Annotated in this window: 9 protein-coding genes and 1 pseudogene; all 10 read right to left on the bottom strand. The window is 59.3% G+C overall.

Annotated features, from left to right (window positions below; all coding sequences use genetic code 11):
* On the bottom strand, window positions 1-447 hold a 447-nt coding region (locus QWZ14_RS29950), incomplete at its 3' end, for a hypothetical protein (RefSeq protein ID WP_456307279.1).
* The gene (locus QWZ14_RS29945) at window positions 444-3,257 is read right to left on the bottom strand and encodes a DEAD/DEAH box helicase (protein WP_290320726.1); all 2,814 of its coding nucleotides are present in this window, start codon (window positions 3,255-3,257) and stop codon (window positions 444-446) included. The genes QWZ14_RS29950 and QWZ14_RS29945, both read right to left, overlap by 4 nt.
* The gene (locus QWZ14_RS29940) at window positions 3,254-6,028 is read right to left on the bottom strand and encodes a DNA methyltransferase (protein ID WP_290320725.1); all 2,775 of its coding nucleotides are present in this window, start codon (window positions 6,026-6,028) and stop codon (window positions 3,254-3,256) included. Before QWZ14_RS29940 ends, QWZ14_RS29945 begins: the two co-directional genes overlap by 4 nt.
* A 12-nt stretch (window positions 6,029-6,040) precedes the next feature.
* Window positions 6,041-7,135 carry a hypothetical protein gene (locus tag QWZ14_RS29935; RefSeq protein WP_290320724.1) on the bottom strand — a complete coding sequence of 365 codons (1,095 nt, stop codon included), beginning with the start codon at window positions 7,133-7,135 and terminating at the stop codon, window positions 6,041-6,043.
* A 28-nt stretch (window positions 7,136-7,163) separates the two neighbouring features.
* Complete coding sequence (locus tag QWZ14_RS29930; protein ID WP_290320723.1) at window positions 7,164-7,406, bottom strand: hypothetical protein; 243 nt, start codon at window positions 7,404-7,406, stop codon at window positions 7,164-7,166.
* A 4-nt stretch (window positions 7,407-7,410) separates the two neighbouring features.
* Window positions 7,411-11,142 (bottom strand): DUF6079 family protein, encoded by a 3,732-nt coding sequence (locus QWZ14_RS29925; RefSeq protein WP_290320722.1) that lies wholly within the window; start codon window positions 11,140-11,142, stop codon window positions 7,411-7,413.
* Window positions 11,143-11,155: 13 nt separating this feature from the next.
* Window positions 11,156-11,605 (bottom strand): BREX-3 system P-loop-containing protein BrxF, encoded by a 450-nt coding sequence (brxF, locus tag QWZ14_RS29920; protein WP_290320721.1) that lies wholly within the window; start codon window positions 11,603-11,605, stop codon window positions 11,156-11,158.
* A 136-nt stretch (window positions 11,606-11,741) separates the two neighbouring features.
* Window positions 11,742-11,942, bottom strand: a complete 201-nt coding sequence (locus tag QWZ14_RS29915; RefSeq protein WP_290320720.1) for a type II toxin-antitoxin system Phd/YefM family antitoxin — start codon at window positions 11,940-11,942, stop codon at window positions 11,742-11,744.
* A gap of 99 nt (window positions 11,943-12,041) precedes the next feature.
* Window positions 12,042-12,416 (bottom strand): hypothetical protein, encoded by a 375-nt coding sequence (locus tag QWZ14_RS29910; protein ID WP_290320719.1) that lies wholly within the window; start codon window positions 12,414-12,416, stop codon window positions 12,042-12,044.
* Window positions 12,413-12,700, bottom strand: a pseudogene (locus QWZ14_RS29905) (hypothetical protein); the annotation flags it as partial. The pseudogene QWZ14_RS29905 and the gene QWZ14_RS29910, both read right to left, overlap by 4 nt.

Genomic DNA, 12,700 nt, shown 5'->3' with positions numbered 1-12,700 from the left:
CGGCCCGCGCCGCAATGTGCCAACGCCGCGACGCTTACGCGACGCGCGCAGGTTGTGTGCTTGAAACAGAGCCTCGTGGTGTTCTGGGTCAATCTGTAGGACCACGCTGTAGCTGAGCTTCGGAAACAGGTCCGCCAAGCCAAGACTGACCTTTCGCCCATCGCGGATGTAGTCCCATGGCAGCACATTCAAATCGGTGCCGCGCAGCTGCAGGACGAGAGCCTTCTGTGATCCACTTTGGCCGCGGTCCCATGCGGCTCGATACCGTTCTTCGTACTCCGTCCGGAAGGCGACGGAGTCATCGAAAGGCAAAACCTCGAAGCCCCGTTCTCGAAGGCTGTGGAGGAGCCTTTCATCCAACAGCAGGTCGTCGGGATCGCATGCGATCCAAAAGCGGGACAAGTCAGCAGGGAATTCACGCAAAATGCGGTCAATCCAGGCACTCATGCCGCTGCTTCCGTCTGACCGCCAACGCGCAGCATCAGGATCGCATTGAGATCGGGAGCGTAAGCCGCGGCGCTATCAAGGCGAAATAGCCTCGCCTCGTGGTCTGCCAGCAGGCGCTTCCGACGATACTCACGCACATTCGCCAGACCGATACGACCGATAGCCTGGCGCCGGGCATCGTAGGCGTATTGAGCTCGCTCACGCTCCTCCCGGACGCGGGACCTATGCTCTTCCACCAGCTCGGCGAAGACCTGCTCACCTTGAGCCTGAGCGGCGTCCTTCGACCGCTCAAACCAGCCGCGTGCATCCGGGGTCGCTGCTAGCCCGACCATCGTGATCTGCTCTGTGAGTAGGAGGTCCCAGATGCGCTTCGCGGTCGGCAAAAAGGTCCGGCCCTCATCGTTCACGAACACTGATAAAAAGCGCCGCCGACTAAAGTCGTCCGCTGAAAGGCTGATTTCCCAGAGGGACCAGACCCCTCGCACCGTGTCGGGAAAGCCTGGAATTCGGGCCATCGGCAGGGGTTGCCCTGCCACGCAGCGCGGCAGCTCGCTGACGACCGACCGAGCACGCGGGTCTTCCAGCGTCACCCACTCGATGTCAGGGCGATCCGCAGCGGTGCGTGCGTCAAAGCACACCTTGGCGGACTCGCCGCCATCGACCCAGCGCAATCGCCAGGCATCGCCATCCTTGGTTGCCTCACCGCCCCTCGCCGGCAGGCCGGTGGTGATCGCTCGCTCAAGCCAGAACTGTGCTGGGTGATCGCGCCACTTGCGTGCCTCATCAGCATCGAGCTCATGGCTCTCTGCGAGAAGTTCGCTGCCCGAGCGGCTCTCCGCGAGTGTGGTTCGAAGCTGCGACACGACGGCATCGCATTCGGCCTCGATGGCGTCTGGGTTCTGTAGCCCGTGGACGAAGAGTTCGTCGAACAGCACCTCTGCCTCGACGGAGTCCATCACATCAGAGGCTTTGTCGACGCCAAACTCCTCAGCGATGATCGCCAGTTTGGCTTCCAGGACCTCGCGCACCCGATGTTCGACGGTGTCCTCCAACACGAAGTTGATGGCGCGCACCACGTGGGGCTGACCAATCCGGTCTACACGGCCGATGCGCTGCTCCACACGCATGGGATTCCACGGCATATCGAAGTTGAAAATGACGTGGCAAAATTGGAGGTTCAGGCCTTCACCGCCAGCGTCTGTTGAGATCAGAATACGGACATCGCGTGAGAATTTTTGCTGGGCTCTCGCGCGCGCTTCGAGATCCATGCTGCCGTTGAGCGTGCCAACCGAGAAACCGCGGCTGTTCAGGAACTCCGTTAGCATGGCCTGTGTCGCCACGAACTCCGTGAAGACCAGGACCTTCAGCTCCGGATCGTTTTCGTCCTGCTGTAACTTGTAGATCAACTCTAGGAGCGCTTCGGCCTTTGCATCTGTGCCCTGGGCTTCCGTGGATCGTGCGAGCTCAAGCAGCGTATCGACCTCAGCTTTCTCCATCTGCCAACCCTTCGCCTGGAGGGCCAGATCGACCTGCGTCTGCCCGTCAAGCTCCGCCCATTCATCGACGTCGGCCGCATCGAAGAGCGATGGCTGAAGCTGTGGTTGGTCCAGGAGAGCTTGCCGCTTTTCGAGCGTGGCGCGGATAGCGGCTGTGCTCGATGTGACCAGCCGTTGCATCAGGATCATGAGGAACCCGATGTGCCGCTGCTTCGCCGCTTGTGCCTGGTTGTAGCCATGTCGCACATAGTCGGTGACCGCCTCATAGAGCTCTTTCTGCGCTGCATGACGCTCCTGCCATGCAACCGGATGGAGCCTGGTCATCCGCGGCTTGAAGAGGGGTTTCCCTTCAGCATCAATAGCAGCGCGCTTCTCTGTGCGAACCACGAAGGGATGCACCCTATCGCTCGTCACGCTGCTTTCATTCGGAAAGGACTCCCGATCGATCAGCTGCATCAGCCTGTGAAACTGGTCGGTCTTCCCCTGATGTGGCGTTGCCGATAGCAGGAGGAGATATGGGGCGGCCTCGGCCAGCGCAGCGCCCAGCTTGTAGCGCGCAACCTGATCGGTGCTTCCGCCCATGCGGTGCGCTTCGTCGATGATAACGAGGTCCCAAGACGCCGAGATCAGGTCCTCGAAGCGCTCGCGATTGTAGGTGCTGAGCTGTTCGAGGCTCCAGCCTCGGCGCCCCTCAAGCGGCTTTACGGAATCGAGGGAGCAGATCACCTGGTCATGCAGCCGCCAGAGGTTTTCCTCGTCGTTGCGCCATTGACGGAAGGCAGACAGCTCCGCCGGCTCGATGAACTGGAAATGCTCCCCGAAGTGCAACCGCATTTCCGTCTGCCACTGGCGCACCAGGCCCTTGGGGGCAACCACGAGGATCCTCTTTGCCATTCCGCGCAGCTTGAGTTCACGCAGGATGAGCCCGGCTTCGATGGTCTTGCCGAGGCCAACCTCATCCGCCAACAGGTACCGGATTCTGTCGCGGCTCATGGCGCGGTTCAGCGCGTAGAGCTGGTGTGGCAGCGGCACGACGCTCGACTGGATCGGTGCGAGCAGGAGGTTGTCCTCCAGCGCATCCAGAATCTTTGCGGCTGCCGCGGCGTGGAGGATATGTTGCACCGTGGGTTGGACAGAATCGATCGCGGCCAGATCACGGGCCCGTGCGCGAATGACAGCGTCCTTGCCGGGCACCCAAATGCGGAAGACGGTTTCGCCCCAGATCTCCTGCCGCTCTACGACACGACATGGAGCGGCGTGGCGATCGTGCCAGCACCAATCGCCAACGCCATATCCGCTTTCGGCAAGCGTCACCCGCTAGCCTCCATGCGAGTGAGCGCCTGATCATACCAGAGCAGGAGCTTCTCGTCCTCCTGCAGAGTCTCCTCGGGGATCTTCTGGGCGACCCCGATGATGGTCTTGTAGTCCCTGGCTGACCACGCGGCTTTGAAGCCCGTGCGAAGGACCTCCAACCGGAACTCCTTGAGCCTGCGGCCTACAGCGTTGCGATAGGTCTCGAACTCCTTCAGCAGCGCCTTCTCGCGCCTTTGCTCCAGATCCTTCGCCTTGCTGGGGTCGGGCGCATACCAGCGGTCTTTCGCCTTCGCCTTCAGCTGCGGGTCAGTCTTCTCCAACCCCCGCATGTCCCTGAAGCTGTGCGACAAGTAGCCATGGATCTGGCTAGGCACATCGCTGTTGCCGTCGTACCGGAGGAAGCTGTCGTCGAGCAGCGACGAGAGCTCGGGCTTCTCCTCGTGCTTTCGCCAGCCGGCACCCAGCTGAACGGTGAAATCAGGGTGGATCTCCTGATAGGTCGACGGGCGCTTGCGCAGGAAGTCCGTTAGCCAATCGATGGCGGACCGCTCGTCGGACACAAAGAGCTCGGCCTGCGGTGCCTGAGCTGTTTGTGCGCGTTTGCGATCGTACTCGGTTACCTGCTCTGTCAGGTAGACCATGCCGTCTCGATCGAGGTGGCGCGTGCGGAGACCGTCGAGGAACTCCTCTGCCGAGAGCGGAACGGGCAAATCGTGGCGCACGAACCATGCGATCATGCGGTCATAGATCCGACGGGGATCCCGCTCGACCACGAACTCCAGGACGCCGTCCTTTACCTTGGCAATGGGAAGCTGCCGCAGATGCGTCTCGACAAAGTCCCACGCGGATTCCGGAGCCGCTCCGCGCGCCGCGAGACGCTGCTCCAATCCACCATTAGGCTTATATACGGAGATGACCAGGTCCTGGTTCACGGCGTTCGCCGAAGTGACCTGCCGATAGCTTCGCTGCACCTTGTCAAGCGCGGTGACTTCGGCGACGACGAAGCCCGCCTGTTGGAGCGCGACCTGGATCGCGTTCCACACCGACGCCCTGCTGTTGGAAAAAACCACCGTCATCCAACGGCCAGGCTTCAACACCCTATGATACTCGGCAAAGCAACGCTGCATAAGGTGCTGATACTCGGGTAGCGCCTTACGCTTGAAGCGGTCGATGATCGCTTCTGGCTTCGCGTCGGTGGTCACACCGTGCCAGGATTCCACGAGAAAATTAAGGTCAGCATAATAAATATTTTCCCCGAATGGCGGATCCGTAAAGATATAATCTATACTCTCATCTTGAATTGGAATAGCCGTCGCGGTTCCTGTCGTAACGACGACAGTTTTAATTTGAGTCCTAAATGTGTTGAATGCTTTTGATAAGCGATCCTGCTTTCCGGCTAGGATGTACCACGGGCTGCACTCTGCAATTTGTGAGCCAATGTAGTAAACTCCATTAAGATATTGGTTGACCTGGGAAAAATGAGTTGGGGCATACCGAGCTAAAATTGAGCTGCCCCATATGGCCTGCTCCACAAAAAAAATGAGAAACGCGCGTAAGCGGGCATCAGGGTACCCGCTGGCTTTGGCCCAAAGCAGACCCACGGCCTGCGCAGCACGGGGGAGAAAAAAGTGGTGAATGTGCGTAACGCCCGAGTAGTCCATGCGCGCCCGTTCGTGGGTCATATGCATGGGCGGGATCTCAATTGTCGGTACCAGCGCCGGCAGCGCCAGCGCCTCAATGCGCCCAAGAAGGGCGAGATCCGCCGCCGTTGCCTTCTTCTCGTGGCGCGTTTTCCCAACCGAGTAACAAATGAGCGCCGGCTCTCTCTTGGGTACCTGAATTGTCTTGCCAGTCGCGGCGTCCAGCTTGGATGTGTACAGGCGCTCGAGACGAGGTTTCGTCAGTTCGGCGGCGCAGTGCGGGCAGGGGAAGTTGTCCCTTACGCGCTTGCTGTCATCGTCGAGCGCTTCTTGAGTGAAGTTAATCTCCCCTGTGCATTCGGGGCAACTGTAGAGCTGGCTCCAAGCGGTAAACTCGATCCGCCCCTTAGTCTTGCCGTCCGTATGCAGCGTCTCATACATCCAGCCGATCTCGCGCTCGACCTCAGCCAAAAGCTCCTTGCCGGCCTTCGCGAAAGCTTCCACATCGAAGGGCAGGTTGTAGTTGGCAGCGATGAAGGTAGCAGCGGGCGACAAATCGTTCAGCACCACCTTGCGCGCGCCCCACTTTGGAGCCGCTACGCCGGCCTTCTTCCACTCCATCTCAAGCTGGTGGCGGTAGGTGGCTGGAGCCGTTCCACACCACTGCGCCGCCACCCCGGTCATGCCAGAGCCGGCAAAGCCATCGAGCACGACGTCGCCCGGCTCAGTGAAGTGCAGGATCGATGGCACGATAGCCAGGTGCGGTACCTTGGTGTGGTAGGAATGCGCCTTGTAGATCGGGTCTGTCTTGCCGACCGACACGTCGATCGCCATCGGCTCGCGGGCATAGGCCTTGCTCGGATCGTAGGGCTTCCCGTGATGCTTTACGAAGTCAGCCAGCCAAGGGTTTGGGCAAGCCGTGTAGTAGGGCGGATCGGACATGGCGAGGACCGCCTCGTCTGTCCCCAGGGGAAAACCATCCAGCTTTCGGAAGGTCGGATCCTTCAGCTTCTCGGCCAGCAGCGTCAGGAAGTGTTCGCGGCGCGCGGCGTCGCCTTCGAAAGAAAGCCCAAGGCATTCCACCTTGCCCGAGTTAATTGTCTTCGGCGCCTGGCCTAGAAGCTGATTCATCTTATTTAACCTCTAAGCTGCGTCGAGTTTCGCGCGAATGCTGGGGTACGAGTACGGGTTATCTGCCTTTCCACCGTGCAAATCGGTCATTTGCGTTACGAAACGATCCCAATGATGGCGCGATGCCGGTAGTTCCGCCATATTTAGTTTGAATATTTCCAGTAATACATCTGACGTCCCAGAAGCATATGAAATTTGACTGTTTCCAAGAACCGCATCTAACAAACGACCGATTTCTCCTTCGTCAAAATGCGAAGCGAGTGGGATCAAGACGGTTTGCCCTATTCTTTCTGCCTCACGATAATTACTGGTAGATGAATAAATATCGATTCCGAATGAGACGAATTCTTTCCTTGGGTTGTACGAGATCAATTGAATTCGTTCTTGAATTCCACAGCTGGTGAATTTTGCGAGTAGGGCATCAGCAAGTTCAGGGATGGCGAAGGCATCAAAGACAAGATGCTCATTCAGCCCATCGATGGGGCACTCTTCGATCAAGCGAACAAGGCGAAGCTTTACCGGATCTGTCAGCCAAGCCCACAGCTGCGGTTCGGCACCAAGGAACGCGCAGATGTTAAGCAGCCGACCATCCCCAACGCCGTCAAAAAATTGGCCGACGAAAGGTCGTGCGATCTCCTCAAAAACCCGCGTCTTCTTCGCTGCGACCTCACTCAGCACCCACGCCAGCTGACGCTTCCTTCTCAATAACTCTTCTTCGCCTTCGAGGAAGGGCGCCTTCAAAAGAATCCTGATCATATTGTTGATCAAGGCGTCCTTCGAGCGGTTCAAGTATTTAGCCGAAACAAACGTCCTGATTCCTTCCTGCGTCGACGGGAACGATGGGCTGAGGACGTCAGTCTTGAAGCGATTGAGAGCACTCTTGCCTTGCAATGGGGCGTGGATCAGCAGGCAGTGCAGGGCGTGTACGAGGTGCGATCTGACCAGATCTGGGGACGGCTGAAAGAGTTCATCGTCAGTAATGAATGCGGGATGAGCACACCGGTGCCGATCTTCCTGAATGCGCTTTAGCATCTCATATTCATGAGGAGTAACCAGCTGCAGATCGTCCTTAGCGGTCTGGAGGACATCGCGTTCGAGCGTCTGCATTTGGCCGATGTTCTTCTGCTCGATAGCGCTATTGCTCGATAGCGCTATCGAGCTTCTCGACGAATGCCGCGGAAGCCGCATCGCCCTGACCGCCCAGCTCGCGAGCCTTCGAAAAGACGTCATGCACCACCGCGATCCATACCGACATGATTGCTGATCGAAGCGCACCGCCTCGATATGCCGTGATCGCCTCCTCGATCAGGCGTCGCGATTCCCGGTCGCGCACCGAGAGCGATAGGACATCAACGTCTGTGACCGCTTGCGAAGACATCATATCACTCAACCACGAAGCGGAGCTTGGTGGTGTCTTTGCCCCTGCACCGGTCGTTTAGAAAGGCATCGAAGCGCTTGCGCAGGTCTTCGGGAGTCGCTGGTGATCCGCCCTGGAGCAATGCGTTCCTGACCTCAGCGTTGGACACGTTGATCTTCTCGAGGCCCGCCAGCGCTTCCTGAACAGCAGCGACGAAGTCGGGTGTCACCGGATCTGGTAGGGATTTTGATGACACGAAGCCGGTGATTAGTGGCCGAGCCGCAGGCTTCAGTAGGTCGAAGTTGGCCTGGATGATTGGGTCGTCGAGATTGTCCAGCAGCGTCTGCTGCCAGCCATCGATCAGCCGATCAAGCTCATCGTCCAGCTGCCTAAGAACATTAGTGGCCGGGACCATGTCGCCTTGCTCATTGGCTGGCCTGAAGCTGCAATGCGGGCAGACCGGGCTGGCCTGGAGATCTGACTCCAGCAGCGACGCGCAGCTCTTCAGCTTATCTAGTTTGTCCTCGAAGGCCGTGAGCTGGCTCGTCGGCATCAGAGAAATGCCCGCCAGTGCGCGCATCTCAATCAGCCGTGAGTCCTTCCGCAGTGCAGCCTTCGTCTTTTCCTCGGCCACACCGAGGCGTGCCTTGCTGTGCTGCTCGACGTAGGCGGTGATGTAGTCCTTCTTCAGGCGCGCCAACGTTTGTCGGTACTCGGCCGCAAGCTGCGCCGTACGATCGCTGGCGAGTTTGTCGAAGACTTGCTTGCGCGTTGCCTGGGCCTGTTTCACCCAAGCATGGTCTGCCGATAGAACCATCTCTGCCTGCGAGAGATAGCTCGCGGTGGTGCCGAGTTCGGTGACGAGCCCGAGCATTGCCTCCACGGCGTCCAGCGCATCGAGGTTCTTCTTCTGCACCGCGATGTCGTCGGAGCCGATGCGTAGATTTTTGAGCTTGCCGACCGTGTTGTAGGGCGACAGGCTTTCGGAGAAGGTCTTCAGCGAGTCAAGTCTCGTGCGCCTCTCGCTGACCTCGCCGTCTCGCAAGAGGGACTGGCCCCAGAAGCTCAGGCGGCTGGCCGTGTCCGTGGTGACGCTGAGAACGCGCCGCGTCATTTTGGTGACCTCTTCCTGGAGGCGCTTGACGGGCTCATCGGAGCCTTGCGTGGCCTGCTGTGCGAGCCCAGGCGGTAGGGCGAGCATCTCGAACAGTGCACGAAGGACGGCGACGTTGATCTCCTTTGGGGCCTCGACCTGCTTAAACTGCTTCAGCTCGTCGAGTGGCCGTTCAGCGAGCAGAGAGATCTTCCCGGAGTCGATTTTGTCGCCGGCGATCGCAAGGACGATGTCGCCGGCGTACACCAACCCGCCAAGCACAGCGACCAGCAGATCGGGCTCGAGCCGGAACTTGAGTGGCGCGAAATACTCAACGTCGCCATAGCCACTGAGTAGCTCCCGGCGGTTGATAACCTGGCCATGCCCCTTGCTCTTCAGGCGGGAGAGCACCTCCTGCGCATAGCGAGAGCGGACGGCGTCAATGCGATCGCCCTCCAACATCTCCAATCCGTCAAGAATGACCACCGCGTCCTTGGTGCGGTTTCCACCTGCTAGGGCCCGGAGCGCATTCCCGACGAGTTGCCGCCGGTTGGATTCCGTCACTAGCGCCGAGAAGGTGGGATACTCCGGCGCCACCTCAGCGAACCGATTGTTCAGCGCAACGCCTGAGATGATGTTCACGACATCACGGAAGTTGATGCGCTCCTCCGGACCGAGCCGAGCCTTGTCACGCAGCGAGATCCCCTTTGTCCACTCCTGTAGGGTTCTGGCCTTTCCTTGGTAGGTGACCTCGTAGGCTGCCATCTGCTTTTCTTGCAGCCACTTGCTCATGTCGCGCAAAGCGTCCTTGGCCTTGTCGTGATAAATGGACTTGGCGCCGCCGCTGGCAGTCGATGCGAGATCCTGAGCAGCAGCGTAGAACGCCAGATGACGCTTGATCGCGTCGTCCTTGCCTTTAAGGCGGAAGAAAACCTCGTCCGCCTTATGGTCTTTTTGGAAGCGCGGTTCCTCGAATGGCTGGATGAAATAGATGTAGAAGTCGCGTTCGGGCTGGGCCGTCGGGCGGTCGTTGGGCGCGCCGAAGAAAAGGTATCCGTCGCGCTCGACTCGCCTGTCTTGCCATTCGATCTGGTACTGCCAGATCTGATGCCCGGTGACGTAGGCAGTCTCGTCAGTCCGCTCCATGAGTTGCCGGATGGCACTGAAGTAGGCGCGGTCGAGGGAGTCGTCAGAGAGAGCTTCGGCCCGTTTCTCGATCTGAGCGTCATAGTCGACGTCTTTCTTCAGATCCAGATAGTACTGCTCGGTGTCAGGTGCCTTGGAGATGAATTGGCCGTTGACTGTCTTCAGTGTCTCGCGCAGGACCGTCTGAACGAGCGAGAGCAGGTCGACATCCGGCTCGCCGCCCATGCCTTCGATGCTCGGGTGAAACAGGCATAGGGTGTCCCGCAGCTCCTCGGCTGTCGGGCCGACGGGGACATAGATGTCTCCGCCGGTCGTCAAGCGATGCACAGAGAGCCCATCGATGATCCGCAGCGCCATCGGCCTGTAGGCCGGGCGGGTGAACGCTTTGGTCACGCGCTCCGACAACACCTCTGACACCTTGAGAACGGGTCCAATGTTTGGGTCGGCGCGGAGGACTGAGTTGGCTGAGACTGTTTCCCAAAATTTGTCGTAGCCGATCAGGCCCGGACGGTCATTCGGCACCTCATCGTTGAGAATCGTCTGGATCTGGTCACGAAGCGTGACTAGGGCGCCCCGCTTCTCGGTGAACACCAATCGCTCGAAGGTGCCGATGTAGTCTGGATGTACCGGGAACAGCCGCACGTATTCATCTAGGCGCTCGTTCATAGATCCGTAGAACTTGGTGAACGGCGTGAGGTAGGCTCGTATCTTGCTTTGCTGGTCGGCCGATTTTTTCAGGAGGCGCTCCGCTACCACGAAGCTGACATCCTGCCGAGCGAGCAGTATCTGCGTGAAGCGGTCCTTCACGCGCCGCAAGCTGTCTGCAACGTGTTGGAAGCGGCTGCTGTCGAAGACCGCCTCCTGAACGCCAGCAACAAAGCGGAACCGAAGGTGTTTCGTCACCTCACCGATCTCGCGTAGGAAAGACAAGTCGAGGACGAGATCGTGATCTCTGCGAGAGCGGAGATACTCGAGGAACTCATCGACAACCAGGAGAACGCCATGGTTCGGGTGAACCTCAGCGAACACCGCCATCATCTCTTCAAAGGCGGCCTTGTTGTTGATGATCTTGTCGGCTGCTGGAAATGAGTAGCTGACGCCGTGCTTGTCGAGGAAGATTTCAAGCTGCTGAGTGATGATGTCGCGTAGAGACATCTGACTGGAAATCTCAATGCGATGAACCTTGAACTTTCCGGCGATCGCAGCGGCAGCCTCCGCGACCCGGGGGTGCCGGATCATCGAGACATAGGTAGCATCCTCTGCAACGAGCGAAAGCACCGACATAAGGTGGGACTTACCAGTGCCATAGTTGCCGACGATGAGAACACCCTTGTGGTCTACCGCTTCATCGAATGAGAGTTGGGGGATCATGAGTTTCGCGATCCGCTCGGCCATGTCATCGGAAATGACGTAGGTCGAAACCAGCTTCTTCGCTTCGTCTGGGCGGTTGGCGTCGAGCAGCTGAATGACAGATTCGATCGGCTCGAACTGAATCAGATCATCGTAGCGCATCGGCATCCGGTCTTACCCTTTATTGAATTTTGAACGGGACAAGGCCTTCGACGGCGTAGTCCTGATGTTCTGGATGGCCGGCACTGGCGTAGGAAAGTCGCCCGTCTCGGAGCTCTCCGGGCCAAACTGCAGCGACACGACGCGCGTGCGCATGTCGCTTCAATAGGTTCAAAGGACTGAGCCGCAGGGCGCCATCAAACAGCAATTCGATGTTGTCCAGGAGCAGGAGCCCGCGGCTCGCAACCTCGTCAGCCAAGTGCTTGAGTAGATCCGGAGCAAGCAAGTGCCGCTGCGTGCTGGGTATTGCCAATAACTGGCGGCCTAGCGTCGCGCCAACACGCAAAACTGGCACGTTCCTGCGCTCCGATAGCTGAGCAAGGAGATCGGTCTTGCCGGATCGTGGCGGACCTACCAAGAGCACGAGCTTGCTGTTTAGGTTGGCGATTTCATCGACGAGGCGGTCAAGCATGTCAATCACGCTTCCGCCCCCGCGCTTGCCGAGACACTGTCAGCAAAGACATGTGCACTATCGGCAGTAGTAGAGTGTGTTGGAAGAGCGACCTGCGCCAAGCACACTGGATCAAGGTCTCTGAACCAAGCCATAGTCAGGCTTTAGGGGAAGGTCGTGAGGGGTAGCCCGTTGGCGACTTACCGTCGTCGATCGCCTTCAGTCGGCCAAACTCTTCGATGGCCATCACGACGACAACCGGGCGCCCATGCTTCGCAACGATGACCGGTTCGGCACGCGCCAAATCGATCAGCCGGCCAAATCCGTACTTCGCTTCCTTGGCCGTCAGCGTCAGCATTCCCGATCCCCGGCATCAGCTCGAGGATTGGCCATTTTGGCCGGAACCACAACCCAGTTTTATCGGACAGGTTGAAACTTGTGTTGCCAATAGGCCGTGTCATGCCATCGGCTGCTGCTCCCACTCCACCGGAAACGGCTCCATCAGCCCCGGCAGCGTCATCCGTTCGGGCTGCCGCCCATCCAGGATCGCCTCAATGAGGCCCGGCGCCAGCAGCGTGAGCCGGAGGAGGCGCGAGACGTAGGAGGAGTTGATCTTCTCTGCCGCCGCCAGTTCGTCGATGGTGGCGAAGCGTCCGGCCTCCATCATCCGCCGCCACCGGTACGCCCGGGCTAGCCCCTTTACCAGCGTGCTGTCGGCAGCCGAGGGGCCGCTGCAGGTCATGGTAGCCGGAGAAATGACCAGCTTCCGCCCACCCCGCTTGCGAACCACCAACGGCACCCGGAAGGTCAGTATCTGCTCGGCACCGCTCATGCTGCTGCCCTTGCCGGGTCGGCAGCCGAAGCCGCCAGGTCCCGCACCAGGCTGGCCAACCCCTCCACCTTCAGCCGAACGTCCGCCCCACCCGCTCCGATCTCCACGCGGTCAACCAGGAGCTGGATGATGCGCGCCTGCTCGGCGGGAAACAGCTCCTCCCAAAGCGGGTCGAGCCTTTCCAGCGCCAGCCGAGCCTCGTCCTCCGTCACGTCCGGCGCCGAAGCCCTTGCCGCGCGCCAGGCCCCTAGACCAGATGTCCGCCTGAGATAGGGGTGACCCGT

It is taken from the genome of Paeniroseomonas aquatica (genome assembly GCF_030409335.1).
GTDB classification, from domain to species: domain Bacteria; phylum Pseudomonadota; class Alphaproteobacteria; order Acetobacterales; family Acetobacteraceae; genus Belnapia; species Belnapia aquatica.
The sequence above is the reverse complement of the archived record's forward strand: the minus strand, read 5'-3'. Positions and strand labels throughout refer to the sequence as shown.